The following is a 26,053-nucleotide window of genomic DNA, read 5'->3' as shown; positions in this document are numbered from 1 at the left end:
CCCCGAGGAGAGGAAGTAGGACTCCGTGGACCTCTATATCCCGATCATCGTGTTGGGGGTTCTGGCGTTCGCGTTCGCCGCCGGATCGGTGGTGATGGCCTCGATGACGGGGCCGAAGCGTTGGAACCGGGCGCGCCTGGACGCCTACGAGTGCGGGATCGAGCCGACCCCGCAGCCGGTCGGCGGGGGCCGTTTCCCCGTCAAGTACTACCTGACGGCGATGCTGTTCATCGTCTTCGACATTGAGATCATCTTCCTCTACCCCTGGGCTGTCAGCTTCGACAGCCTGGGGGTTTTCGGTCTTGTGGAGATGGTCCTTTTCATCCTCACCGTGCTGGTGGCGTACGCCTACATCTGGCGGCGCGGTGGACTGGAGTGGGACTGATGGGCCTCGAAGAGAAACTCCCCAGTGGCTTCCTGCTGACGACGGTGGAACAGGTCGCCGGCTGGGCCCGCAAGAGCTCGGTGTGGCCGGCCACCTTCGGTCTCGCCTGCTGCGCGATCGAGATGATGGCGGCGGGCGACCCCCGGCACGACTTCTCCCGGTGGGGGATGGAGCGCGCCTCGGCGACGCCGCGGCAGGCCGACCTGATGATCGTCGCGGGCCGGGTGAGCCAGAAGATGGCGCCGGTGCTGCGCCAGATCTACGACCAGATGACCGAGCCCAAGTGGGTCATCGCGATGGGCGTGTGCGCCTCCTCGGGCGGCATGTTCAACAACTACGCCATCGTGCAGGGCGTCGACCACATCGTCCCGGTGGACATCTACCTGCCCGGCTGCCCGCCGCGGCCGGAGATGCTGCTGGACGCGATCCTGAAGCTGCACGACAAGATCCAGAACACCAAGCTCGGCCCGCAGCGGGCCAGGCAGATCGCCGAGCTGGAGGAGTCCAAGCGCCGCCAGCTCCCGCTGCTCGGACAGGGGGTCGTGCGATGAGCTCCCAGAACCCCGAGCAGCAGGCCGAGCAGGCCGCCGACCGGCTCCCCGCGCAGCGTCCGGAGGACCGCGCCGAGCAGCCGATCGCCCGGATGGGCATGTTCGGCATCTCGGGCAGCGGCGACACCTCCGGCTACGGCGGCCTCGTCGTCCGGCAGTCGCCGAAGGTGTCCTCGCCGCGTCCGTTCGGCGGGCCCGAGGGCGCCGCCGAGGAGGGCGAGTTCGACGAGGTCGCGGACGCCCTGGAGCGGCTGCTGCCGACCTTCGGCGACGCGGTCGAGCGGATCGTCGTGCACCGCGGCGAGCTGACGCTCCACGTGAAGCGCGAGCACCTGGTCGAGGTCGCGCGCACCCTGCGGGACTCGCCCGAGCTGCGGTTCGAGATGTGCATGGGCGTCAGCGGCGTGCACTACCCGGCCGACCAGGGCGCGGAGCTGCACGCGGTCTACCCGATGCTGTCGATCACGCACAACCGCCGGATCCGGCTGGACGTGTCGTGCCCCGACGCCGACCCGCACATCCCCTCGCTGGTCGGGCTGTACCCGACCAACGACTGGCACGAGCGCGAGACCTTCGACTTCTTCGGGATCGTGTTCGACGGCCACCCGGCGCTGACCCGGATCATGATGCCGGACGACTGGGTCGGGCACCCGCAGCGCAAGGACTACCCGCTCGGCGGCATCCCCGTCGAGTACCGCGGCGCCGAGATCCCGCCGCCCGACCAGCGGAGGTCGTACACGTGAGCCCCTCCACCAAGTACACCGAGTACGACGCCTACGCGGCCGCCGCCGAGGAGGCCGCCGAGGGCCGCGTCTTCGACGTGAACGGGCAGGACTGGGACCAGGTGGTCTCCGACGCCCGGGACGCCGGCGACGAGCGCCTCGTGGTGAACATGGGCCCGCAGCACCCGTCCACGCACGGCGTGCTCCGGCTGATCCTGACGCTCGACGGTGAGACGGTCGACGAGTGCCGCCTGGGCATCGGCTACCTGCACACCGGCATCGAGAAGAACATGGAGTACCGCACCTGGACGCAGGGCGCCACGTTCGTCACCCGGATGGACTACCTCGCGCCGATCTTCAACGAGACGGCGTACGCCCTGGGCGTCGAGAAGCTGCTCGGGATCACCGACCGGATCCCGGAGCGGGCCTCGATCATCCGCGTGATGATGATGGAGCTCAACCGGATCTCCTCGCACCTGGTCGCGATCGCCACGTTCGGCCTGGAGCTGGGCGCGACGACCGTCATGCTCAACGGGTTCATCGAGCGTGAGTACACCCTCGACCTGTTCGAGGAGATCACCGGCCTGCGGATGAACATGGCCTACGTCCGTCCGGGCGGCGTCGCGCAGGACCTGCCGTCCGGCGCGATGAGCAAGCTGCGCGACTACCTCGACCGGATGCCGGAGCGGCTGAAGGCGATGCGCAAGCTGATGGACGACAACCCCGTCTACAAGGCGCGCACCAAGGACATCGCGTACCTGGACCTGACCGGGTGCACCGCGCTCGGCATCACCGGCCCGATCCTGCGCTCCACCGGCATCCCCTGGGACCTGCGCAAGTCGCAGCCGTACTGCGGTTACGAGACCTACGACTTCGAGGTGGCCACCCAGACCACCAGCGACGTCTACGGCCGCTACCTGGTGCGGATGAAGGAGATGGACGAGTCCCTGAAGATCGTGGAGCAGTGCGTCGAGCGGCTGCAGACGGTCAAGGGCCCGGTGATGATCGAGGACAAGAAGATCGGCTGGCCGGCGCAGCTCGCGATCGGCGCGGACGGCATGGGCAACTCGCCCCGGCACATCGCGCACATCATGGGCACCTCCATGGAGGCGCTGATCCACCACTTCAAGCTGGTGACCGAGGGCTTCCGGGTCCCGGCCGGGCAGGTCTACGCCCCGGTCGAGTCGCCGCGCGGCGAGCTCGGCGCGCACATCGTCAGCGACGGCGGGACGCGCCCCTACCGGGTGCACTTCCGCGAGCCGTCGTTCACCAACCTCCAGGCGGCTCCCGCGATGGCCGAGGGCGGCATGGTCGCCGACGTCATCGCCGCGGTCGCCTCGATCGACCCCGTGATGGGAGGTGTGGACCGGTGAGCGAGCAGCTGCTCAAGCTGGAGCCCCCGTTCCGCAACACCGAGCCGTACGACCCGCGGACCCGGGAGGGGCTGGACCGCGACGCCAAGGACATCCTGGCGCGCTACCCCCAGCCCCGGTCGGCGCTGCTGCCGATGCTGCACCTGGTGCAGTCGGTGGACGGCCACGTCACCGGGCGCGGGATCGAGTTCTGCGCGGAGACGCTCGGCATCACGCCCGCGCAGGTCACCGGGGTCGCGACGTTCTACACCCAGTACAAGCGCGAGCCGGTCGGCGAGTACCACGTCGGCGTCTGCATCAACACGCTGTGCGCGGTGATGGGCGGCGACCAGATCTGGTCCGAGCTCAGCGACCACGTGGGCGTCGGGCACGACCAGGCGACCGAGGACGGCAAGGTCTCGCTGGAGCGCATCGAGTGCAACGCGGCCTGCGACTTCGCGCCCGTCATGACGGTGAACTGGGAGTTCTTCGACAACATGACGCCGGAGAAGGCCAAGCGCCTGGTCGACGACCTGCGCGCGGGCAAGCAGGTGCTGCCCACCCGCGGCCCGAACCGGCTCGCGACGTGGAAGGAGGCCAGCCGCGTGCTGGCCGGCTTCGACGACGGGCTCGCCCACGAGGGCGTGCAGGCCGGGGCCGAGTCGCTGCGCGGGCTGGAGCTCGCCCGCGAGCGCGGCTGGACCGCTCCGGACCCGGACGCCGCGGACGGGACGGCCGGGGAGCCGGTGCGCGCCGAGGAGATCACCGACCCGCCGCCGAACGAGCCCGGCAAGCCCATCGGCGGCGACGTCAAGCCCGGCAGCCAGGAAGGACGCAACCAGTGACCACGCTGACTCCCGTCCTCACGCGGAACTGGGACCAGCCCGACTCGTTCACCCTGGCCGGGTACGAGCGCGACGGCGGCTACAGCGCGCTGCGCACGGCCCTGGCGATGGAGCCGGACGCCATCGTGCAGACGGTGAAGGACTCCGGCCTGCGCGGCCGCGGCGGCGCGGGCTTCCCCACGGGCATGAAGTGGGGCTTCCTGCCGCCGTCCAGCCCGAACCCGCGCTACCTGGTGGTGAACGCGGACGAGTCCGAGCCGGGCACGTGCAAGGACATCCCGCTGATGATGGCGAACCCGCACGTCCTGGTCGAGGGCGTCATCATCAGCTCGTACGCGATCAAGTCCAACCACGCGTTCATCTACGTGCGCGGTGAGGTGCTGCACGTCATCAGGCGCCTGCAGCAGGCGGTGCGGGACGCCTACGCCGCCGGGTACCTCGGCGAGAACATCCTCGGCTCGGGCTACGACCTGGAACTGGTCGTGCACACCGGGGCCGGGGCGTACATCTGCGGCGAGGAGACGGCCCTGCTCGACTCCCTGGAGGGATACCGGGGTCAGCCCAGGCTCAAGCCCCCCTTCCCGGCGGTCGCGGGACTCTACGGCGGTCCCACCGTCATCAACAACGTCGAGTCCATCGCGTCGGTTCCCTCGATCGTGGCGAACGGCGCCGACTGGTTCACCTCCATGGGCACCGAGAAGTCCGCCGGGTTCGGCATCTTCTCGCTGTCCGGGCACGTGACCCGGCCGGGCCAGTACGAGGCCCCGCTCGGGATCACCCTGCGCGAGCTGCTCGACATGGCGGGCGGCATGCGCGGCGGGCGTCCGCTGAAGTTCTGGACGCCGGGCGGCTCGTCCACGCCGCTGTTCACCGACGAGCACCTGGACGTCCCGCTCGACTTCGAGTCGGTCGGCGCGGCCGGGTCCATGCTCGGCACCCGGGCGCTGCAGATCTTCGACGACACCGTGTGCGTGGTGCGCGCCGTCCTGCGCTGGTCGGAGTTCTACGCGCACGAGTCGTGCGGCAAGTGCACGCCGTGCCGCGAGGGGACGTACTGGTACAAGCAGCTGCTCAAGCGGCTGGACGCCGGGCAGGGCACCGAGGAGGACCTGGACACCCTGCTGGACCTGTCCGACAACATCCTCGGCCGCTCGTTCTGCGCGCTCGGCGACGGCGCGACCAGCCCGGTCGTGTCGTCGATCAAGCTCTTCCGGGACGAGTACATCCGCCACTTCGAGCAGGGCGGCTGCCCGTTCGATCCGGCCAAGTCCACCCTGTGGGGAGGTGCAGCGGTATGACCGTCGCCGACGAGAAGAAGCCGGTCGCACAGCAGGTCGAGATGGTGACCTGCACCATCGACGGGTTCGAGATCAGCGTCCCGAAGGGCACGCTGATCATCCGGGCGGCCGAGCTGCTCGGCATCCAGATCCCGCGGTTCTGCGACCACCCGCTGCTCGACCCGGTCGGGGCCTGCCGGCAGTGCCTGGTGGAGGTCCCGGACGCGGGCAACGGGCGCGGCATGCCGAAGCCGCAGGCGTCCTGCACCACCACGGTCATGCCGGGGATGGTCATCAAGACGCAGCTCACCTCGCCGGTCGCCGACAAGGCGCAGCACGGCGTGATGGAGCTGCTGCTGATCAACCACCCGCTGGACTGCCCGATCTGCGACAAGGGCGGCGAGTGCCCGCTGCAGAACCAGGCGATGTCCAACGGGCGCGGCGAGACCCGGTTCACCGAGGCCAAGCGGACCTTCCCCAAGCCGATCCCGCTGTCCACCGAGGTGCTGCTCGACCGCGAGCGCTGCATCCAGTGCGCCCGCTGCACCCGGTTCTCCGACCAGATCGCCGGCGACGCGTTCATCGACCTGTTCGAGCGCGGCGCCAAGGAGCAGGTCGGATCGGCGACCGACAACCCGTTCCAGTCCTACTTCTCCGGCAACACCGTGCAGATCTGCCCGGTCGGCGCGCTGACCGGCGCGGCCTACCGGTTCCGGTCGCGGCCGTTCGACCTGGTGTCCACGCCGTCGGCGTGCGAGCACTGCGCGTCCGGCTGCGCGCTGCGCACCGACCACCGGCGCGGCAAGGTCACCCGCCGCCTCGCCGGGGACGACCCGCAGGTGAACGAGGAGTGGAACTGCGACAAGGGCCGGTGGGCGTTCACCTACGCCACCCAGCCCGACCGTCTCACGCACCCGCTCGTCCGCAACGAGAAGGGCGAGCTGGAGGTCGCGTCCTGGCCCGAGGCACTGACGGTCGCGGCGCGCGGTCTCGCGCGCGCACGAGGCAACGCCGGTGTCCTGACCGGTGGACGGCTCACGCTGGAGGACGCCTACGCCTACAGCAAGTTCGCCCGCATCGCGCTCGGCACGAACGACATCGACTTCCGGGCCCGCCCGCACAGCGCCGAGGAGGCCGAGTTCCTGGCCTTCGCGGTGGCGGGCCGCCCGATCGAGGTGTCGTACTCCGACCTGGAGGCCGCCCCGGCGGTCCTGCTGGCCGGGTTCGAGCCCGAGGAGGAGTCGCCGATCGTCTTCCTGCGGCTGCGCAAGGCGTTCCGCAAGAAGGGCCTGAAGGTCGTCTCGGTCGCGCCGTTCGCCTCCCGCGGGCTCCGGAAGATGGGCGGCACGCTGCTGCCGGCCGTCCCGGGCGCGGAGGCGGAGCTGCTCGGCGGCCTGGTCGCCGGCGACGACGGCGGGATCCGCGAGCTGCTGGAGCGGCCGGGCGCGGTCATCCTGGTCGGCGAGCGGCTGGCGGGGAGCCCGGGCGCGCTGTCCGCGGCCGTCCGGCTGGCCCACGCCACCGGCGCGCGCCTCGCCTGGGTGCCGCGCCGCGCGGGCGAGCGGGGCGCGGTGGAGGCCGGGGCGCTGCCCGGGCTGCTGCCGATCGGCCGTCCGGTGTTCGACCCGGACGCCCGCGCCGAGACCGCCCGCGCCTGGGGCGTCGCGGAGCTGCCCGCCGCCCCCGGCCACGACACCGCCGGCATCCTCGCGGCGGCGGCGGCCGGGGAGCGCGGCGCGCTCCTGGTCGGCGGGTTCGACCCGTACGACCTGCCCGACCCCCGCACCGCGCTCGCCGCGCTCGACCGCACGCCGTTCGTGGTGAGCCTGGAGCAGCGGGTCAGCGCCGTCACCGACCGCGCGGACGTGGTGCTGCCGGTCGCGGCGGTCGCCGAGAAGGCCGGCACGTTCGTCGACTGGGAGGGCCGCGGCCGCCCGTTCGAGACCGTCCTGAAGTCCGCCGCGAAGATGTCGGACCTGCGGGTCCTGGACGCGCTGGCGAACGAGATGGACGTGCACCTCGGGCTGCCCGACCCGAACGCGGCGCGCCGCGAGCTGACCGCCCTCGGCGCGTTCCGCGGCGAGCGGCCGCCCGCGCCGTCGGTCGCGATCGGCGTCCAGCCGCAGCCCGGTCCCGGCGAGGCGGTGCTCGCCACCTGGCGGATGCTGCTCGACCGGGGCCGCATGCAGGACGGCGAGCCCTACCTCGCCGGAACGGCCAAGGCCGCCGTCGCCCGGGTGTCCGCGGCGACCGCCGCGGAGGCCGGTGTCGTCACCGGCACGGCCGGCACGGCGGGCGCCACCGGCACGGCGGGCGCCACCGGCACGGCGGGCGCGGCCGGAGCGGCCGGCGCGGACGGTGTGCTCACGGTGCGCGGCCCGCACGGCGAGGTCACGCTGCCGCTGGAGATCACGCCCGGCATGCCCGACCGGGTGGTGTGGCTCCCGGCCAACTCCGCCGGGGTCGCGCCGTACGCCGACCTGGGCGCGGCGGCCGGGGACATCGTCTCGATCGGAGGGTCCCGATGAGTCTGGTGAGTTCGGCGGGAGCGGCGGTGCTGGCGGGTCCGGCGCCGTCCGACCCGACCCTGTCCACCTTCGGCAAGGACCCGTGGTGGCTGATCGGCGGCAAGGTCCTGGCGATCTTCGTCTTCCTGGTCCTCACCGTCCTGATGTCGATGTGGGTGGAGCGGCGCGTCATCGGCCGCATGCAGCTGCGCGTCGGCCCCAACCGGACCGGGCCGTTCGGCCTGCTCCAGGGCCTCGCCGACGGCGTGAAGCTGGCGCTGAAGGAGGACATCGTCCCGCGCAACGTGGACAAGGTCCTCTTCGTCCTCGCGCCGGTGATGTCGGCGGTGCCCGCGTTCATCTCGTTCGCGATCATCCCGTTCGGGCCGACCGTGTCGATCTTCGGGCACCACACCGCGCTGCAGGGCACCGACCTGCCGGTCGCGGTGCTGCTGGTGCTCGCGATGTCCTCGATGGGCGTCTACGGGATCGTGCTGGCGGGCTGGGCGTCGATGTCGCCCTACTCGCTGCTCGGCGGGCTCCGCTCGTCCGCGCAGGTGATCTCCTACGAGATCGCGATGGGGCTGTCGTTCGTCGCGGTGTTCCTGTTCGCCGGGTCGATGTCCACCACCGAGATCGTCAACGCCCAGGCCGACACCTGGTTCGCGGTGCTGCTCTTCCCGTCCTTCGTGGTCTACATCATCACGATGATGGGCGAGTCCAACCGCATCCCGTTCGACCTGCCCGAGGGTGAGGGCGAACTGGTCGGCGGCTTCCACACCGAGTACTCGTCGCTGAAGTTCGCGATGTTCTTCCTCGCGGAGTACATCAACCTGGCGACGCTCTCGGCGCTGTGCACCACCCTGTTCCTCGGCGGCTGGCGCGCCCCGGCGCCGCTGTCCACCGTGTGGGCGGGCGCCAACTCCGGCTGGTGGCCGGTGCTGTGGTTCCTGGTGAAGCTCTGGCTGTTCATCTTCTTCTTCATCTGGCTGCGCGGCTCGCTGCCGCGCGTCCGCTACGACCAGCTGATGAAGCTCGGCTGGAAGGTGCTCATGCCCTTCTCGATCGGCTGGATCCTGCTGGTCGCCGCCATCCGCGCGTGGAAGAACGAGGGCCACGACGCCGGCGGCGTGATGGCCGCGGTCGCCGGGGTGGCGATCGTGGTGATCCTGCTGACCTTCGCGTGGGAGTTCGCCCGCGGCGGCGGCTCGGCCGAGGCCGAGCCCGCCGAGCCCGCCCCTGATCCGGACGCGGGCGGCGGTTTCCCCGTCCCGCCGATGGACGCACCGCACTACCACGGCCGCCGCGACGTGCCCCGGCCGCGCATCACCGAAACCTCTCGTGAGGAGGTCAGCAGTGGGACTCACTGACTTCCTGAACCCGGTGAAGGGGTTCGGGGTCTCGTTCCACCAGATGTTCATGAAGAGCGAGACCGTCCAGTACCCCGAGGTGAAGAAGCCGACGGCCCCGCGCTTCCACGGACGGCACCAGCTCAACCGCTGGCCGGACGGTCTGGAGAAGTGCGTCGGGTGCGAGCTGTGCGCCTGGGCGTGTCCCGCCGACGCCATCTACGTCGAGGGCGCCGACAACACCGAGGAGGAGCGCTACTCGCCGGGCGAGCGGTACGGCCGCGTCTACCAGATCAACTACCTGCGCTGCATCCTGTGCGGGCTGTGCATCGAGGCGTGCCCGACCCGGGCGCTCACGATGACCAACGAGTACGAGCTCGCCGACGACAGCCGCGAGTCGCTGATCTACACCAAGGACATGCTGCTCGCGCCGCTGCGCGAGGGCATGGAGACGCCGCCGCACGAGATGCGCCTCGGCGACACCGAGGAGGACTACTACCGCCTCGGCCTGCAGTCCGAGGAAGGCGGTGAGAGGAAATGACCGCCGCCCACCTCCTGGCGGGCCAGGCGAGCGGCGCGCACGTGCTCGCGGGGACCGTCGCCGACAAGCAGTCGGGTGAGCCGTTCTTCTTCTGGCTCCTGGCGATCGTGTCGGTCGCCGCCGCGCTCGGCATGATCTTCATGCGCAAGGCGGTGCACTCGGCGCTGCTGCTGGCGACGGTGATGCTGTCGCTGGCCGCGCTCTACGCCGTCCAGGACGCGCCGTTCCTGGCGTTCGTGCAGGTCATCGTCTACACCGGCGCGGTGCTGATGCTGTTCCTGTTCGTGCTGATGCTGGTCGGCGTCTCGTCCACCGACTCGCTGGTGGAGACGCTGCGCGGGCAGCGGTTCTGGGCCGCGGTCTGCGGCATCGGCTTCGTGGTGCTGCTCGGCATCGGCTTCGCCAACGCGGCGCTCGGCGACTCCGCCGGGCTGAAGAACGCCAACGGCGAGCACGGCGGCAACATCCGCGGCCTGGCGTACCTGCTGTTCAGCAAGTACGTGTTCGCGTTCGAGGCGACCAGCGCCCTGCTCATCACGGCGGCGCTCGGCGCGATGGTGCTGGCGCACCGCGAGCGCACCACGCCGAAGCCGACCCAGCGGGCGCTGTCGGTCGAGCGGTTCCGCAAGGCCGCGCAGACCGGCGCCCACCCGGGCCCGCTGCCCGGCCCCGGCACCTACGCCCGGCACAACGCGGTCGACATGCCCGCGCTGCTGCCGGACGGCACGCCGTCCGAGCTGTCGGTCAACCCGATCATCGCGGCCCGGACCGACACCGCGCACCGGCACACCGACCTGGACGGCCGGACCGAGGTCCAGGCGCTGGACCGGGACGTCCGGGCCGTCCGCACGGTGACCGATACCGCCGGTTCCGAGGGCGGCGAGGTCGGCGAGACCGAGGAGGACCAGAAGTGAGCCCCGGGCACTACCTGGCGCTGTCGGCGATCCTGTTCACCATCGGCGGGATCGGCGTGCTCGTGCGCCGCAACGCGATCGTGGTGTTCATGTGCGTGGAGCTCATGCTCAACGCCTGCAACCTGGCGTTCGTGTCGTTCTCCCGCATGCACGGGAACCTCGACGGCCAGATCATCGCGTTCTTCGTGATGGTCGTGGCGGCCGCGGAGGTCGTGGTCGGCCTCGCGATCATCATGACCATCTTCCGGACCCGCAGGTCCTCGTCGGTCGACGACGCGAACCTGCTGAAGTACTAGGGGGCCGCGGCCAGTGAAAGCGGAAGGGATCCAGGCCGCGGCCTGGTTGCTCATCGCGTTCCCGCTGCTCGGGGCGGCGGTCCTCCTGCTCGGAGGACGCCGCACCGACCGGTGGGGACATCTCCTCGGCGTCGCGATGTCGCTCGCGTCGTTCGTCGTCGGCGCGGGGATGCTCGTCCAGATGCTCGGCTACGACGACGCCGAGCGCCGCCGCACGCTGCACCTGTGGGACTTCTTCGACGTCGGCTCGCTGCGCGTCGGGATGGACCTGCTGATCGACCCGCTGTCGATCAGCTTCGTGCTGCTGATCACGGGCGTCGGCTCGCTGATCCACATCTACTCGATGGGCTACATGGCCCACGACGTGGACCGGCGGCGGTTCTTCGCCTACCTCAACCTGTTCGTCGCGGCGATGCTCACGCTGGTCCTCGGGGCGAACTACATCGTGCTGTTCCTCGGCTGGGAGGGCGTGGGCCTCGCGTCCTACCTGCTGATCGGGTTCTGGCAGTTCAAGCCGACCGCCGCGACCGCCGCGAAGAAGGCGTTCGTGGTGAACCGGGTCGGCGACCTCGGCCTGGTCACGGCGATCATGCTGATGTTCGCCACCTTCAACTCGGTCGACTTCACCGCCATCCTCGGCACCGGCGCCGAGCACGTGGGCCTGGCGGCCAAGCTGACGTCCGGCACGGCGACCGCGCTGGGGCTGCTGCTCCTGCTCGGCGCGTGCGGCAAGTCGGCCCAGCTGCCGCTGCAGTCCTGGCTGCTGGACGCGATGGAGGGCCCGACCCCGGTGTCGGCCCTGATCCACGCGGCGACCATGGTCACCGCGGGTGTCTACCTGATCGTCCGGTCCGCGCCGATCTTCGAGATGTCGCCGGACGCCCAGCTCGTCGTGACCATCGTCGGCGCGGCCACGCTGCTCGCCGGTGCGATCATCGGGTCCGGCAAGGACGACATCAAGAAGGCGCTGGCCGGCTCGACGATGTCGCAGATCGGCTACATGCACCTCGCCGCCGGGCTCGGCAAGCCCGGCTACGCCTTCGCCATCGCGCACCTGATCGCGCACGGCTTCTTCAAGGCGGGCCTGTTCCTCGGCGCCGGGTCGGTCATGCACGCGACCAACGACGACGTGAACATGCGGCACTACGGGGCGCTGCGGAAGGTCATGTACGTGACCTACGGGACGTTCGGCCTCGGCTACCTCGCGATCATCGGGTGCCCGCCGTTCTCCGGCTGGTTCACCAAGGACGGGATCATCGAGGCCGCGTACGAGAAGGGCGGGACGTCGGGGAACATCCTCGGCACCTGCGCGCTGCTCGGCGCGGGCATCACGGCGTACTACATGTCGCGCGTGATGTTCATGACGTTCTTCGGCGAGAAGCGCTGGCAGGAGGACGTGCACCCGCACGAGTCCCCGAAGGTGATGACCGTCCCGCTGATCCTGCTGGCCTTCGGGTCGGTGTTCGCGGGCGGGTTCCTCGTCCTCGGCGGGTTCTCCGACTTCCTGGCCCCCGTGATCGGGGAGCCGGAGGAGCACACCTTCAAGTGGCTGACCGTTCCGGGCGCGGCGACCTTCGTGCTGATGATCCTCGGCGCCGCGATCGCGTGGCGGCAGTACGCGGCGCGGCCGGTGCCGCTGGAGGCCCCGGCCGGGTCGTTCCTCACCCGCGCCGCGCGCCGCGACCTCTACGGTGACGCCCTCAACGAGTCGCTGCTCATGCGGCCCGGCCAGTGGCTGACCCGGCTCGCCGTCTGGTTCGACAACCGGGGCGTGGACGGCGCGGTGAACGGCATCGCGGCCGGCGTCGGCGGCACCTCGGGCCGGATCCGGCGGATCCAGACCGGGTTCGCCCGCTCCTACGCCCTCTCGATGTACCTCGGCGCGGCGATCGTGGTCGCCGCCCTCCTGGTGGTGAACGCGTCATGACCGACTTCCCCTGGCTGACCGTCCTCATCGCGCTGCCCGCCGTGGGCGCGCTGCTGGTCGGGCTGCTGCCGCGCGAGAACGAGACCCTGGCCAAGCAGGCCGCGCTCGGGATCTCGCTGGTCGAGGCCGTCCTGGCGATCGTGATGACGACCGCGTTCAAGGTCGGCGGCGACCGCTTCCAGTTCACCGAGAAGTACTGGTGGATCAAGCAGTTCGGCGTGCACTGGGCGGTCGGCGTCGACGGCGTCGCGCTGGTGCTCGTCCTGCTGTCGGTGGTCCTCGTCCCGCTCGTGGTGATCGCCTCCTGGGACGAGGCGGGCCGCTCCGGCGGCACCGACACCCCGCCGAAGCGGTCGGCGAAGGTCTACTTCGCGCTGCTGCTGGCGCTGGAGGCGATGATGGTCGGCGTCTTCGCGGCGACCGACGTCTTCCTCTTCTACGTCTTCTTCGAGGCGATGCTCATCCCGGTGTACTTCATCATCGGGTACTACGGCGGTCCGCAGCGGTCCTACGCGGCCGTGAAGTTCCTGCTGTACTCGCTGTTCGGCGGGCTGCTGATGCTCGTCTCGGTGGTCTGGCTCTACCCGCTGTCGCAGGAGAAGCTCGGCCACGGCACGTTCATGTTCGACGAGCTGAACACGATGCACGTGGACGGCACGACCGCCAAGTGGCTGTTCCTCGGCTTCTTCGTCGCGTTCGCGATCAAGGCGCCGATGGTGCCCGTCCACACCTGGCTGCCGGACGCGGCCGCGCAGTCCCCGGCGGGCGCCCTGGTGCTCGTCGTCGGCGTGCTCGACAAGGTCGGCACCTACGGGATGCTCCGGTTCTGCCTGGAGCTGTTCCCCGGCGCGGCCAAGTGGGCGACCCCGGTCGTCCTCGCGCTGGCCGTGGTCAGCATCGTGTACGGCGCGGTCCTGGCGATCGGGCAGGTGGACCTCAAGCGGCTGGTGGCCTACACCTCCGTCTCGCACTTCGGGTTCATCGTGCTCGGCATCTTCGCCATGACCACGCAGGGCCAGTCGGGCGCGACGCTCTACATGGTGAACCACGGGTTCTCCACCGGCGCGCTGTTCCTGCTGGTCGGCTTCATGATCGCGCGGCGGCGGTCGGCGCGGATCGACGCGTTCGGCGGCGTGCAGAAGGTGGCCCCGGTGCTCGCCGGGACGTTCCTGGTGGCGGGCCTGTCCGGGCTGTCGCTGCCGGGCCTGTCCACCTTCGTGTCCGAGCTGATGGTGCTGGTCGGCACGTTCAGCCGGCACCGGGTGCCCGCCGTGCTCGCCGCGTCCGGGATCGTGCTCGCCGCGATCTACATCCTCTGGACCTACCAGCGGACCATGGGCGGACCCGCCCGCGAGGAGGTCAAGGGCATGCCCGACCTCTCGCTGCGGGAGAAGGCCGCGATCGCCCCGATCATCGCGATCATCGTCGCGATGGGCCTGTTCCCCCAGCCGGTGCTCAAGGCCATCAACCCGTCCGTCGAGAAGGGCCTGGCCCGGGTGGACGTCCGCGACCCGGCACCGAAGATCACCGGTAACGTCGCCGAGAACGGAGCCCGGCCGTGAGCGTGTCAATGGTCGCCGCGGGACTCGCGGCCGCCCCGTCCGGCGGGGAGAAGTTCCCCGCCCCGCACATCGAGTACGGCATGCTCGCCCCGATGCTGATCGTCTTCGGCGTCGCGGTGGCCGGGGTGCTGGTGGAGGCGTTCGTCAGCCGCCGCAACCGGTACTACGTGCAGGTGCCGCTGACCGCCGTCGGGCTGATCGCCGCGTTCGCGTGGACGATCGGCCTGGCCGCGCGGGACAAGCCGTTCCACGCGGCCGCGATGGGCGCGATCGGCGTGGACGGCCCGACCCTGTTCGTGCAGGGCACCATCCTGGTGCTCGCCCTGGTGTCGCTGCTGCTCATCGCCGAGCGGCAGCAGGGCAGCTTCACCGCCCAGGCGTCGGCGCTGCCCGGCTCCGAGGCCGAGCAGGAGACGATGGCGGCGGGGACCACCCAGACCGAGGTGTTCCCGCTGATGCTGTTCGCGGTCGGCGGCATGCTGATGTTCCCCGCGAGCAACGACCTGCTGACGATGTTCGCCGCGCTGGAGATCATGTCGCTGCCGCTGTACCTGCTGTGCGGCCTGGCCCGGCGCCGCCGCCTGCTGTCGCAGGAGGCCGCGGTCAAGTACTTCCTGCTGGGCGCGTTCTCCTCGGCGTTCTTCCTGTACGGGACGGCGCTGCTGTACGGCTACGCCGGCTCGGTGCGGCTGTCGGACATCGCCGACCAGCTCAGCAAGGACGCGGGCAGCGAGACGCTGATGCTCGCGGGCGTGGGCCTGCTGTCGGTCGGTCTGCTGTTCAAGATCGGCGCGGTGCCGTTCCACATGTGGAAGCCGGACGTCTACCAGGGCGCCCCGACCCCGGTCACCGGCCTGATGGCGTCCTGCACGCTGGTGGCCGCGTTCGGCGCGCTGATGCGCGTCTACTACGTCGGGTTCGAGACGCTGAAGTGGGACTGGCGGCCCTTCATGTGGGGTGTGGCGATTCTCACGATGGTCGCGGGCGCGGTCATCGCGATCACCCAGACCGACCTGAAGCGCCTGCTGGCCTACTCGTCGGTCGCGCACGCGGGCTTCCTGCTCACCGGCATGGTCGCGGTGACCCGCGACGGCCTCGCGGGCTCGCTGTTCTACCTGGTCGCCTACGGCTTCACCACGGTCGGCGCGTTCGCGGTGATCACCATGGTGCGGGACGCGGGCGGCGAGGCCGCGCACCTGTCCCGGTGGGCGGGGCTCGGGCGCAGGTCGCCGCTGGTCGCGGGCATTTTCGCCTTCTTCCTGCTAGCCTTCGCCGGAATTCCGTTGACGTCCGGATTCACCGGAAAGTTCGCGGTCTTCAAGGCGGCGGTCGAGGGACACGCGACCCCGCTGGTGGTCGTCGGCGTCCTGTCGTCGGCGGTCGCGGCGTTCTTCTACGTCCGGGTCATCGTGGTGATGTTCTTCAGCGAGCCCGAGGCGGACGGCCCGACCGTGGTCGCGGGCCCGGCGACCGCGGCTGCCGTGGCGCTCGGCGTGACGGCTACTGTGGTACTCGGCGTGTTGCCCCAGCCCATGCTGGACCTGGCGGGACACGCCGCGACACAGATGTTCGTCCGGTAGTGCTCCGTAGGGGGTTTGGGTGAGTAGCGCCGTTCCGTTCGGTCTGCCCGATGGGCTGGCCTCAGATGTGCGGGAGCGGCTCGCCGCGGTCGAGGAGTTGCTTCTCTCCTCCGTGCGGGGCGAGGATCCGCTGCTCTCCGAAGCCTCCAAGCACCTCGTCGAGGCGGGGGGCAAGCGGTTCCGGCCGATGCTGGCGCTGCTCGCCTCCCACTTCGGCTCCCCGGCCGCCCCGGGCGTCGTCCCGGCGGCGGTCGTGGTCGAGCTGACCCACCTGGCGACGCTCTACCACGACGACGTCATGGACGAGGCGACCGTCCGGCGCGGCCAGGAGTCGGCGAACTCGCGGTGGAACAACACCGTCGCGATCCTCACCGGCGACTACCTGTTCGCCCGCGCCTCGGACCTGCTGGCCGACCTCGGGCCCGAGGCCGTCCGGATCCAGGCCCGCGCGTTCGCCCGCCTGGTCCGCGGCCAGATCCAGGAGACCGTGGGCCCCGCCGAGGGCGTCGACCCGCTCAAGCACTACCTGTCGGTCATGGCCGACAAGACCGGCTCACTGATCGCCGTCTCCGGCCAGTTCGGCGCGCTGCTCGCCGGCGCCTCGCCCGCCGTGGTGGACACCATCACCTCCGCGTGCGAGAAGCTCGGCATCGCGTTCCAGCTGTCCGACGACATCCTGGACATCGCGTCCGAGACCGAGGAGTCGGGCAAGACGCCGGGCACCGACCTGCGCGAGGGCATCCGCACGCTGCCGATGCACCTGGTGCTGGAAGGCGTCGGCTCCGGTCCGGACGATGAGCGCCTGCGCGAGCTGCTCGTCACCGACCTGACCGACGACGCGCTGCACGCCGAGGCGCTCGCGCTGCTGCGCGCGCACCCGGCGATGGACCGTGCCCGCGCCGACATGCGTTCGTGGGCCGAGGACGCGCGCGCCGACCTGCTCACCCTCCCGGACATCCCGGCGCGGGCCGCCTTCATCGGCCTCTGCGACTACGTCGTCTCCCGCACCGGCTGAGCTCCCGGAGCGGCTGAGACGCTCGTGCATAGAAGAAAGGCCCTCCTCGGAGGGCCTTTCTCATGTTCTGCCACCCGGACGCGCGGGCGCGCGGGCAGGCGAACGCGGTCTGATGCGTGAGGGGTCGCGTGCGGGGCGCGGCGCGAGGTGATGCGCGCGGGCGCAGGCGGGGAGGCGGCGGGGGTGAGGAGCGGCGTCGTGCGAGAGGTCAGCGGACGCCGGGGGTGAGCGAGGGGATCACTCCGGGCCATGCCTTGTTCGAGACGCGGAGCTTGGCGGTCAGGACGCGGTTCCCGCAGTGGACGGTCACCTTGTAGGCGCCGGACTTCACCGAGCGCTTCACGACCACCTTGGCCTGGCCGTCCTTGCCCTTGCCGTAGACGGTCGCCTTCTTGGTGAAGGCCTTGGAGGTCACCCAGTGGCGCTTCTTGCCCACCGGGCATTTCAGGACGTCGATCCGCACGTGCTGCCCCGGCCGGGCGACGGAGGGGCTGAAGATGACATCGCGGGAAGCGGCGGTGGCCTCGCCCGAGACGGGGGCGAGCAGTCCGGCTCCGACGATGGCCGCGCCGACGACGGCCGTGCTGAGCAGACGCAACCGGGGCTCCTGGGGGGTCGAGTGGATGGGTCGCGGTGTGATCTCCCGCACTCTAGCGGGTGCGGGCTTCTCACTCTATAGACAGGTTTAGGGCCAAAAAGGTTGGCAAGTCTTTCAGGCAATTTTCAGGGACCGTTCGGATGTCCCCCAGGGGGACGGCCGGGCATCCGCGACGTCGGCTCAGCGTGGCCCGGGGGCGTCGGCTCCGAGGGTCAGGCGGCGGGCTCGGTGAGGGGCTTGCCGACGGGTTCCACCAGGGTCTCGGCGAGCGGCTCGGTGTCGGCCTCGACGGCGGGCGTCCGGCGGGCGAGCCGGCGGGTGCGCCGTCCGGTGAGCAGGCCGTCCGCCGTGAGGACGACCAGCGCCGCCCAGACCAGCAGGAACCCGGCCCAGCGGCTCACGGGCATCTCCTCGTGCTGCACCAGCAGCCCGATGATGAACTGCAGGACGGGCGCGAGGTACTGGAGCAGGCCGAGCGTGCTCATCGGCACCCGCACCGCGGAGGCGTTGAACAGCAGCAGCGGGATCGCGGTCACCACGCCGGACGCCGCGAGCAGGGCCATGTTCCCGGTCCCGTGGTGGCCGAACGACGCCGTCCCGTTCACCTGCATCGCGACCGACGCCGCGAGCGCCGGGACGAACATGACGGTGGTCTCCACCGCCAGGCTCTCGGCGGACGGCATGGACGCGAACTTCTTCAGCAGCCCGTAGACGCCGAAGGAGCACGCCAGGGTCAGCGCGATGTAGGGAAGCCGTCCGTAGTCCACGGTCAGCACGGCGACCGCCGCCGTCCCGAGGCCCACCGCGACCCACTGCCAGGCGCGCAACCGCTCGCGGAAGATGACCACGCCGAACACGATGCTGATCAGCGGGTTGATGAAGTACCCGAGCGAGCCCTCGATCGTCCTGCCGGTGTTCACGGCGAAGATGTAGGTGCCCCAGTTGACCGAGATCAGCACCGACGCGAGCGCGAGCAGGCCGATCTTCCTGCGGTCCAGCGCCCGGATCCAGGACCAGTTGCGGCCGACCGCGAGGATGGCCGCCACCGCCACCAGCGACCACATGATGCGGTGCGCCAGGATCTCCACCGCGTTGGCGGGTTTCAGCAGCGGCCAGTAGAGCGGGAACAGTCCCCAGAGGACGTACGCAGTGACACCGAAGAGCATTCCGCGACGATTGACCACAAATAGAACATTATCAGCACGTAAGCAGTCATCACAGGTCACGCTGATGACTGCAAGAGGGGTCACACGCCCCCGCGGAGCAGCGGAGACGGACGCCCCGGCTCCTGCCCCGTCCGCTTCCGGCCGGGCATGAGGCGGCGACCACACCGGCCGCCATCCCGGCCGTGCGGACGTAGGCTGAAGACATGTTCGGCTTCGCGAAGACCCAGATGGTCGCCCCGGAGAAGGCCCTGCCCGGCCGGGACGAGTCGATGCCCGTCCCGTCCCGCCACGAGGTCCTGGGCACCCCGCTCACCCCGCCCTACCCCGACCACGCCGAAATCGCCGACTTCGCCCTCGGCTGCTTCTGGGGCGCCGAGCGCAAGTTCTGGGAGACCGAAGGCGTCATCACCACCGCCGTCGGCTACCAGGGCGGATACACCCCGAACCCGACCTACGAAGAGGTCTGCTCGGGCCACACCGGCCACACCGAGGCCGTCCGCGTCGTCTACGACCCCGCCAAGGTCAGCTACGAGACCCTGCTCAAGGTCTTCTGGGAGTCCCATGACCCCACCCAGGGCATGCGCCAGGGCAACGACGTGGGCACCCAGTACCGCTCGGCGATCTTCACCCATTCCGAGGCGCAGAAGGCCCAGGCCGAGGCGTCCAGGGCCGCCTACCAGCAGACCCTCACCGCCGCCGGCTACCCGGAGATCACCACCGAGATCACCGACGCCCCGCCCTTCTACTACGCCGAGCCCTACCACCAGCAGTACCTCCAGAAGGTCCCCAACGGCTACTGCGGCCTCGGCGGCACCGGTCTGTCCTGCCCCGTAGGAGTAGCCCCCGCCGAGTGAGCACGCCCGAGACGGACCGCCTGGTCCGTGCGCTCACCCCCGAGGACCGGCAGGTCATCGCACTCCTCGATCTGCAGGTCCTCGCCCGGGAGAACGCCGGGCGGGGCTTCCAGGCCACCGACCCGACCTACGGCGTCCTCAACTGCCTGCGGTTCTGGGAGATCCTGATCTCCCGCATGGAGGAAGGCTGGCGTCGCCAGGACTACTACATGGTGGACGAGTACCTGAACGACCTCACTGTTCGCGATGGGATCGACGAGTTCCTCGATGCGATGCCGCACGGCCTGCAAGGCAAGGTCGGCGGTTGTGTGGGGCGCCTCGACGACCGCTATCGAGCCGTCACCTTCGAGGACGGCGGAGCGGAGCTGTCGCAGTACTGGCGTCCTCTGGCGGACGGCCAAGAGGTCCGCTGGTGGTGGACCCGCCGCCCCAACGACCTCCCTCCCGGCTGGTGACCATGGCTACCAACGGCGTTGACGTCTTCCACCAGCAGTACCTCCAGAAGGTTCGAGGCTCACCGATCTTCGTTACGGGGCACTGAGGCACAATGCGGGTTCGCCTGTCGTGCTCGGTGGACGTGTCCTGCCGGGCAGTGCAAAGGGAGCCGAGCGTACATGGACAAGGCCGGTTGGTATGGAGTGCGTTGCTTGTTCCGCTGGTCGCAGGCGGCGGGGCGGCCTTACGAGGAGAGCGTCACCGTTTGGCGGGCGGCGTCCTTTGAGGACGGGATCGCGAAGGCGGAGTCTGAGGCGCGTGAGCGTGCCGCCCTACTCGGCGGAGAGTATCTGGGGCTGGCGCAGGCGTATCTCATCGGGGATGAGCCGTTGAGCAACGGAACGGAAGTCTTCTCACTCATGCGTGTGAGCACCTCCGAGCCGGACGCCTACCTCACGCGGTTCTTCGACACGGGAGACGAACGCCAGGGCGAGATCGCGTCGACCGACTCGTGAACAGCTCGGCCTTCTGGGCCATGTCCGAGTCGTTGGCGAGTCCTCCTGGAGCGTCGCGGCGGGAGAGCTGGGCGGGCGGTCAGGGGCCGCCTCCGGCGGCGGCCCACCACCAGAGCCAGATCAGGAGGAAGGTGGTGATGACGCCCAGGAGCAGCGGCCAGTTGAAGCCGGCCTTCCGGGCGGTTCGTCTGCGGGCCATGGGCGCGTCGCGTCCTTTCCTCGTCCGGACAGGGTGGGCTGGGACGACCTCGGACGCGGTGCCCGTGGTTTCGGTGCGGCGGCGGGCGAGGAAGGCCACCACCGCCGCCGTTATGGCGGCGGCTCCGGCCAGGAAGATCCAGGCGGGACCCGCCTTCGCGGCGGTTCGTCGGTGATCCATGGGCGGCCTCGCCTCCTTTCCCCATCAATGAGAAGGATGCGACGGATGTGGGGTTGGGTAACCCCACGGATGCGCAAAGTAGTGGCGCTGGGGGTAGGAGACTACGGCTATGACGCGTATTCGCAGCGAGATTCGGCTTGAGGTGGCCCCCGGTGACACGGCTGACGCCGTCGGGTCCGGGGACGTGCCGGTGCTGGCGACGCCCCGGCTGGTCGCGATGTTCGAGGCGGCCACGGTGCGGGCGCTGGAGGGACGGCTTCGGGCGGGGGAGACGTCAGTGGGGACGCGGGTGGAGGTCGATCACCTCGCGGCGAGTCCGGTGGGGGCGCGGGTGGTGGTCGCGGCCGAGACGGCCGGGATCGACGGACGTCGGGTGGTCTTCGACGTCCGGGCGACGGCCGAGGACGGGACGCTGCTGGCCAGCGGGCGGGTGCACCGGGCCGTCGTGGACCGGGGGCGGTTCCTCGCGCGGTTGGCGGAGAAGTGAGGCGGTGTCGAGGTCGCAGAGCCCTGCGCGGCGGGCGTCTGAGAGCTGTTCGCTGACAGCGAACGGAAGGCGGCAGAGCGCCGGGCCCCAGGTGGCGGGGCCCGGCGCTCTGGTCGCTGAGGCCGCGGAAAGGCGGTGAAGTCGGAGGTCAGTACGGCAGGAGGCGTCCCGAGGGCGTCCTGAGGTCGGGCGGGCTCGGTTGACGTGGGGGCTTCGGGCGTTTGACGAGCTGCTGCCGTGCCATGGTGATCATCTCCCCCGTCGGGCCGGGTGTTAACCCGTTCGATCGAGCCGATGTCGCGCTCACCTTGTTCGACGTACCCGCCGAACGCGAGGTTCGATGAGCTTATGCGACACCCTCTGCGCGTTCGACCGATTTTGCGGAAGCCGGGCGTGCTTTGCGTGTCCGGAGAATCGCTCGGACTCAGAGAGTTCCAGGGGCTCAGGAGACGATGTCGCGGCGGCGGAAGCGGCGGAACGCCAGCGCCAGCAGGACCACGGCGTAGGACGCCGAGACCGCCGAACCCTTGATCATGCCGGACCACTGGATCTGCGGCTGGAGGGCGTCGGTCCACGCGTACATCCAGTGCGTGGGCAGGAAGTCGCGCCAGCCGCCGAGCGCGGTCACCGCGTCCAGGATGTTGCTGACGATCACCAGGCCGACCGCGCCGCCCACCGCGCCGAGCGGGGAGTCGGTCAGGACCGACAGCAGGAACGCCAGGGCCGCCACCACCAGCTCGCTGACCAGGGCGTATGCGACGACGATCGCCATCCGGCCGAGCGCCGTGCCGACCGGGACGGTACCGCCCGTGGGCAGCCGCACGTCGTGCCAGCCGAACGCGACGGTGCCGGCGACCAGCGACATCAGCGGCAGGCTGAGGACGGCGACGACCGCGTACGCCAGGGCGACGACGAGCTTCTGGCGGAGCAGCCTCGCACGCGGGACGGGCGCCGCGAGCAGGTAGCGCAGCGACGACCAGCCCGCCTCGCTCGCCACGGTGTCGCCGCAGAACAGCGCCACCGCGACGACCAGCAGGAAGCCCGCCGACACGAACAGCGCGAAGAGCGCGAAGTTCAGCGCGCCGGCGGTCGCGACGTCCACCAGGCCGGGCGCGCCCTGCCGGGACGACGGATCGCCGCCGATCTTGAACGCCGCGACCAGCAGCCAGGGCAGCAGGAGCAGGATCGCGAACGCCAGCAGCGTCCGGCGGCGCCGGAACTGCCGGACCGCCTCCACGCGCAGCGGCAGCGTCCGGCCGACCGCGTATCCGGTGGACGATCCGTCCGGGTTCGGGCCGTCCGCCGGCGGCGGCGGCACGGCCTTGGCCGCGCCGGACGCGGAGCCGTTGACGCGGGCGGTCCAGGTCATGATCCCTCTCCGATGATCTCCAGGAACGCGTCCTCCAGGCGGCGTCCGGTGCCGGTGATCTCGCTGACCGGGCCCGCCGCGACGCGCCGTCCGCCGGTCATCACCACCGCGTGCGTGCAGCTCTGCTCGACCTCGGCGAGCAGATGACTGGAAACGATCACGGTCCGGCCGGACGCGGCGTACCGGACCAGCACCTCGCGCATCTCCCGGATCTGCGGCGGGTCGAGGCCGTTGGTCGGCTCGTCCAGCACGAGCAGGTCGGGCAGGCCGAGCATGGCCTGCGCGATGGCCAGGCGCTGCCGCATGCCCTGCGAATAGGTGCGGACCGCCCGGTCCAGCGCCGCGCCCAGGTCCGCGATCTCCAGCGCCTCCTCCAGATGCGCGGCTCCGGCCGGGCGGCCCGTCGCCCGCCAGTAGAGGTCGAGGTTGTCGCGTCCGGACAGGTGCGGCAGGAACCCCGGGCCCTCGACGAACGACCCGAGGCGCGACAGCACCGGCGCGCCCGGCGACACCCGGTGCCCGAAGATCCGGATCTCGCCCGCGTCCGGGTGGATCAAGCCCATCAGCATGCGCAGAGTCGTCGTCTTGCCCGCGCCGTTCGGACCGAGGAGCCCGAGCACCTGCCCCCGCTCGACCCGGAACGACAGCTCGGACACGGCGCGGTACCCGTTCGCATAAGCCTTGGTCAGCCCACGGAGCTGGAGCGGGACGTCGGCCAGTTCCGGATCGAAGGCGGCATCCTTGGCCGGGTCTGCTTCGTGCGTTCGTGCTCCGCCGTGCCGGGTGCCGTTCGGCTGGACGCCGCCGGCAGCGTCGGCTTTGTCGTGAGGGGCGTTCGGGGCCGATGGGGTTGGTTGATCATCCCGTGCTGCGGGGGAGCGGTCGGTTGCCGGTGCGGGTTCGCCGAGGTCGGCGGCAGGTGGCGCCTTTTTTGCGGCGTTGCTCGGCTCAGCGGCTGCGAGCGCGACGGAGGCGGACGGCTTTCGGCGGCCGGTGAGCAGGATGCCGGCGGCCAGCGCGGCGGCAGCCGCTGGAAGCGCCCACACCCATGCCGGGAGCGGGGCGGCGGGGGTGCGCAGTGATGGAACGGTCGGCACGGTGATGCCCGACGTCGCGGCGACCGTGAACGAAGCGGGCCGGGGTGACGTCGCGAAGCCCATGTCGGTCGCCGAGACGACGACCCGGATGCGGTGCCCCGCCTCGAAGCGGTAGTCCATCGCGGGCAGCGTCACCTGCACGTCGTCCGAGGCGGACACGTGGAACGGCGCGGCGAGCCGCCGGGCCGGGGTCGCGCCGCCACCCGGAGCCAGGTCGTAGAGCTTGGCGAACAGCGACGCGCCGTCCCGTGGAAGGCCCGTGACCTTGAGGTGCACGGACGCCGCGCCGGTGAGCCGGACCGGTTCGGTGAGCGCCGGCGTGTCGAAGACGGCCGACTGGCCAGGGACGTCCATCGCGAAGCCACCCGCGCCACCACCACCGCCGCTGCTGCCGTCGCCGCCACCGTCGTCACCGCCGCCGCCCATCACCTGGCCGCCGAGCGAGCCCAGCGCGTCCAGGCCGCCGAGCCCGGGAAGCGCCGAGATCGACGCCGGGGTGCCGCCCGCCGGGTTGTGGACGGTCTGCGGCGCGCCCCGCAGCGACAGGACACGCGGGTTCGCGGACAGCCCTGGATACGTCCCGGTGGACGCGGCGCTCACCACCACACGCTGGCTGGACGAGTCGACCCCGCCCGCGCGGGTCACGGTGAAGCCGTCACCCCCGGCCACGCCGGACGAACCGCCGCCGTCGGCCTTGGGCGCCGCCGTTCCCCCGCCGCCCTTCGAGCCGCCGCCGGTCGGGGTGGTCGCCGTTGTCTTCGCGCTCTTCAGATAGGTGTCGAACCAGGTGCGTACATAGCCCTCCAGCCGGCTCGTCTCGGGATCGCCGCCATCATGTCCCCCCTGATACCAAACGGTTCGCACGGGCGAATCGTTGTGGGCGATCGCACGCGCGTTCGCATCCGCCTGGTCCAGTGGGAACAATGAGTCGGATTGCCCCTGGATGAGCAGCGAGGGGACCCGGATTCGGTCCGCCACCGATGCCGGACTGGACGCGGCCAGAATCCGCACCGCCTCCGGTGTCGGGCGTCCCGCCTCGGCGACCCGCTGGTACATCGCGCACACCTCGGGCAGGAACCGCCCGCAGGCCGACCCGCCCGCGCCGCTGGTGAAGAAGAGCCCGGCCCACAGCTTCTTGAACACGCCCGTCCCGGGGCCCTGGCCGCCGGCGTTCGGGAAGAAGACGTCCGGAAGGCTGTTCCAGGTGATGCGCGGGGCGATGGCGTCCACACGGCGGTCGTGACCCGCGGTCATCAGCGCGATCGCGCCGCCGTAGGACTCGCCGGTCATGCCCACGCGCGGATCGCCCGGGCCGTCCAGCCGGACCTCGGGGCGTCGCGCCAGCCAGTCGATCAGTTGCCGGACGTCCTTGACCTCGTAGTCGGGGGAGTTCAGGGCGATCTGTCCGGTCGAGCGGCCGAATCCGCGCGCCGACCAGGTCAGCACCGCGTAGCCGTCGCGCGCTAGCCGCCGCGCCTCGGCGCGCATGTCGTCCTTGGTGCCGCCGAACCCGTGCCCGAGCAGGACCGCCGGGGCCCGCCCGCTCCCGGCCGGGCGGTAGAACGCCGTGTCCAGCCGGACGTGCTGGTCGTCGCGCGGACCGTCCACCACGGAGATCCACTGATCGGACGACTCGACGGCCGGACCGTCCGACACGCCGATCCCGTAGGTCAGTCCGCCCGCGGCGACGAGGGCCGCGACGCCTCCGGCCGCCGTCCAGCGCCGTCCAGCGCCTCCCATGGCCGCCCAGCGTCGCACGATTCCCCCGCCCACCCGCATATCCGGCAGACTACGGGGCCGCCCGGCGCGGTCGCTCGGCCGCTGGTGCCCACAGACCGTGCGCCCGGTGATGTAGGGACGCTCGCGCCGTCCTCCTCAGGCAGGACGCGCGCCTGACCACCTGGCCCGTCCACTCGCGCCCGCCGCACGAGGAACCCGGCGGCGCACCGCTTCATCGGAACGCGGCCCGGTGTCGGGGACGCGGCGGGGTCAGCGGAGGGCGGCCGTGAACATGTCGGTCAGGCGGTCGGTGAGGTCGGCGCGGTCGGCGGAGCGGAGGTCGTCGATGTCGAGCATCCGCCGGACCGGGCCGCCGCCCATGATGACCAGCGCGGCCAGCGTCGCGCGGGTGCGCCGGTCCGGACCGGTGAGCTGGGCGAGAAGCGGCTCGACCAGCACCTCGTCCATGTGCCGGCGCAGGATCTCCTGGACCTCGGGGTTGCCGACCGAGCGGTCCAGCATCCGGACGAGGGGGCTCGGCGGCGCGCGGTGCGTCTGCCGGGCGACGTGCTCGGCCAGCCGCCGGGGGAGCAGCGCGGGGTCCGGCGTCC

25 protein-coding genes are annotated in these 26,053 nt (G+C 70.9%); 19 read left to right on the top strand and 6 right to left on the bottom strand.

All coding sequences use genetic code 11. The features are described from left to right. Positions 1-25 precede the first annotated feature (25 nt). From AB0J52_RS01840 to AB0J52_RS01770, 15 genes are all read left to right on the top strand, one after another. Positions 26-385 carry an NADH-quinone oxidoreductase subunit A gene (locus tag AB0J52_RS01840; RefSeq protein ID WP_500179647.1) on the top strand — a complete coding sequence of 120 codons (360 nt, stop codon included), beginning with the start codon at positions 26-28 and terminating at the stop codon, positions 383-385. After that, positions 385-936: a NuoB/complex I 20 kDa subunit family protein gene (locus AB0J52_RS01835; protein WP_500179646.1), complete on the top strand. Its 552-nt coding sequence runs from the start codon at positions 385-387 to the stop codon at positions 934-936. Before AB0J52_RS01840 ends, AB0J52_RS01835 begins: the two co-directional genes overlap by 1 nt. Beyond that, positions 933-1,679 carry an NADH-quinone oxidoreductase subunit C gene (locus AB0J52_RS01830; protein WP_500179645.1) on the top strand — a complete coding sequence of 249 codons (747 nt, stop codon included), beginning with the start codon at positions 933-935 and terminating at the stop codon, positions 1,677-1,679. Before AB0J52_RS01835 ends, AB0J52_RS01830 begins: the two co-directional genes overlap by 4 nt. Positions 1,680-1,756: 77 nt before the next feature. After that, positions 1,757-3,031, top strand: a complete 1,275-nt coding sequence (locus AB0J52_RS01825) for an NADH-quinone oxidoreductase subunit D (RefSeq protein ID WP_500179655.1) — start codon at positions 1,757-1,759, stop codon at positions 3,029-3,031. Further along, positions 3,028-3,855, top strand: a complete 828-nt coding sequence (nuoE, locus tag AB0J52_RS01820) for an NADH-quinone oxidoreductase subunit NuoE (RefSeq protein ID WP_500179644.1) — start codon at positions 3,028-3,030, stop codon at positions 3,853-3,855. Before AB0J52_RS01825 ends, nuoE begins: the two co-directional genes overlap by 4 nt. Then, entirely contained in the window at positions 3,852-5,153 is a 1,302-nt protein-coding gene (nuoF, locus tag AB0J52_RS01815) for an NADH-quinone oxidoreductase subunit NuoF (protein ID WP_500179643.1), read from the top strand. Before nuoE ends, nuoF begins: the two co-directional genes overlap by 4 nt. Then, on the top strand, positions 5,150-7,660 hold the full coding sequence (locus tag AB0J52_RS01810; RefSeq protein ID WP_500179642.1) for an NADH-quinone oxidoreductase subunit G: 2,511 nt from the start codon (positions 5,150-5,152) through the stop codon (positions 7,658-7,660). The genes nuoF and AB0J52_RS01810 overlap by 4 nt, the downstream gene beginning before the upstream one ends. Further along, the gene (gene nuoH / locus AB0J52_RS01805; RefSeq protein ID WP_500179641.1) at positions 7,657-9,009 is read left to right on the top strand and encodes an NADH-quinone oxidoreductase subunit NuoH; all 1,353 of its coding nucleotides are present in this window, start codon (positions 7,657-7,659) and stop codon (positions 9,007-9,009) included. Before AB0J52_RS01810 ends, nuoH begins: the two co-directional genes overlap by 4 nt. Continuing rightward, positions 8,996-9,529 carry an NADH-quinone oxidoreductase subunit NuoI gene (nuoI, locus tag AB0J52_RS01800; RefSeq protein ID WP_500179640.1) on the top strand — a complete coding sequence of 178 codons (534 nt, stop codon included), beginning with the start codon at positions 8,996-8,998 and terminating at the stop codon, positions 9,527-9,529. The genes nuoH and nuoI overlap by 14 nt, the downstream gene beginning before the upstream one ends. After that, positions 9,526-10,443 (top strand): NADH-quinone oxidoreductase subunit J, encoded by a 918-nt coding sequence (locus tag AB0J52_RS01795; RefSeq protein WP_500179639.1) that lies wholly within the window; start codon positions 9,526-9,528, stop codon positions 10,441-10,443. Before nuoI ends, AB0J52_RS01795 begins: the two co-directional genes overlap by 4 nt. Further along, positions 10,440-10,739: an NADH-quinone oxidoreductase subunit NuoK gene (gene nuoK, locus AB0J52_RS01790; RefSeq protein ID WP_500179638.1), complete on the top strand. Its 300-nt coding sequence runs from the start codon at positions 10,440-10,442 to the stop codon at positions 10,737-10,739. Before AB0J52_RS01795 ends, nuoK begins: the two co-directional genes overlap by 4 nt. Positions 10,740-10,752: 13 nt before the next feature. Next, positions 10,753-12,666, top strand: coding sequence for an NADH-quinone oxidoreductase subunit L (gene nuoL / locus AB0J52_RS01785; protein WP_500179637.1), 1,914 nt, complete (start codon positions 10,753-10,755; stop codon positions 12,664-12,666). Further along, on the top strand, positions 12,663-14,228 hold the full coding sequence (locus tag AB0J52_RS01780) for an NADH-quinone oxidoreductase subunit M (RefSeq protein ID WP_500179636.1): 1,566 nt from the start codon (positions 12,663-12,665) through the stop codon (positions 14,226-14,228). Before nuoL ends, AB0J52_RS01780 begins: the two co-directional genes overlap by 4 nt. 8 nt (positions 14,229-14,236) lie before the next feature. Further along, entirely contained in the window at positions 14,237-15,808 is a 1,572-nt protein-coding gene (gene nuoN / locus AB0J52_RS01775; RefSeq protein WP_500179654.1) for an NADH-quinone oxidoreductase subunit NuoN, read from the top strand. 19 nt (positions 15,809-15,827) lie between these two features. Further along, entirely contained in the window at positions 15,828-16,823 is a 996-nt protein-coding gene (locus tag AB0J52_RS01770; RefSeq protein ID WP_500179635.1) for a polyprenyl synthetase family protein, read from the top strand. Between the two features lie 208 nt (positions 16,824-17,031). Here the strand turns inward: AB0J52_RS01770 and AB0J52_RS01765 are convergent, their stop codons facing one another. Together AB0J52_RS01765 and rarD are read right to left on the bottom strand one after the other, a co-directional pair. Further along, positions 17,032-17,421 carry a hypothetical protein gene (locus AB0J52_RS01765; protein WP_500179634.1) on the bottom strand — a complete coding sequence of 130 codons (390 nt, stop codon included), beginning with the start codon at positions 17,419-17,421 and terminating at the stop codon, positions 17,032-17,034. Positions 17,422-17,633: 212 nt separating this feature from the next. After that, the gene (gene rarD / locus AB0J52_RS01760) at positions 17,634-18,587 is read right to left on the bottom strand and encodes an EamA family transporter RarD (RefSeq protein WP_500179633.1); all 954 of its coding nucleotides are present in this window, start codon (positions 18,585-18,587) and stop codon (positions 17,634-17,636) included. 203 nt (positions 18,588-18,790) lie between these two features. Between rarD and msrA the strand changes: the two genes are divergently transcribed. From msrA to AB0J52_RS01745, 3 genes are all read left to right on the top strand, one after another. Next, complete coding sequence (gene msrA / locus AB0J52_RS01755) at positions 18,791-19,441, top strand: peptide-methionine (S)-S-oxide reductase MsrA (protein WP_500179632.1); 651 nt, start codon at positions 18,791-18,793, stop codon at positions 19,439-19,441. Continuing rightward, positions 19,438-19,896: a hypothetical protein gene (locus AB0J52_RS01750; protein ID WP_500179631.1), complete on the top strand. Its 459-nt coding sequence runs from the start codon at positions 19,438-19,440 to the stop codon at positions 19,894-19,896. Before msrA ends, AB0J52_RS01750 begins: the two co-directional genes overlap by 4 nt. Positions 19,897-20,055: 159 nt before the next feature. Next, the gene (locus tag AB0J52_RS01745; protein ID WP_500179630.1) at positions 20,056-20,391 is read left to right on the top strand and encodes a hypothetical protein; all 336 of its coding nucleotides are present in this window, start codon (positions 20,056-20,058) and stop codon (positions 20,389-20,391) included. A 79-nt stretch (positions 20,392-20,470) separates the two neighbouring features. Here the strand turns inward: AB0J52_RS01745 and AB0J52_RS01740 are convergent, their stop codons facing one another. Then, positions 20,471-20,770 (bottom strand): hypothetical protein, encoded by a 300-nt coding sequence (locus AB0J52_RS01740; RefSeq protein WP_500179629.1) that lies wholly within the window; start codon positions 20,768-20,770, stop codon positions 20,471-20,473. 109 nt (positions 20,771-20,879) lie between these two features. On the opposite strand from AB0J52_RS01740, the gene AB0J52_RS01735 reads away from it, so the two are divergent. Continuing rightward, complete coding sequence (locus AB0J52_RS01735; protein ID WP_500179628.1) at positions 20,880-21,257, top strand: thioesterase family protein; 378 nt, start codon at positions 20,880-20,882, stop codon at positions 21,255-21,257. A gap of 442 nt (positions 21,258-21,699) precedes the next feature. Here the strand turns inward: AB0J52_RS01735 and AB0J52_RS01730 are convergent, their stop codons facing one another. The 3 genes from AB0J52_RS01730 to AB0J52_RS01720 all read right to left on the bottom strand — a co-directional run. Then, positions 21,700-22,626: an ABC transporter permease gene (locus AB0J52_RS01730; protein WP_500179627.1), complete on the bottom strand. Its 927-nt coding sequence runs from the start codon at positions 22,624-22,626 to the stop codon at positions 21,700-21,702. Beyond that, positions 22,623-25,463 (bottom strand): alpha/beta fold hydrolase, encoded by a 2,841-nt coding sequence (locus AB0J52_RS01725; protein WP_500179626.1) that lies wholly within the window; start codon positions 25,461-25,463, stop codon positions 22,623-22,625. Before AB0J52_RS01725 ends, AB0J52_RS01730 begins: the two co-directional genes overlap by 4 nt. A 249-nt stretch (positions 25,464-25,712) precedes the next feature. Next, the coding region (locus tag AB0J52_RS01720; RefSeq protein ID WP_500179625.1) for a TetR/AcrR family transcriptional regulator at positions 25,713-26,053 on the bottom strand (341 nt) is incomplete at its 5' end.

The organism is Spirillospora sp. NPDC049652 (genome assembly GCF_040675125.1).
GTDB lineage: Bacteria > Actinomycetota > Actinomycetes > Streptosporangiales > Streptosporangiaceae > Spirillospora.
This window is presented reverse-complemented; position numbering and strand designations above follow the sequence as displayed.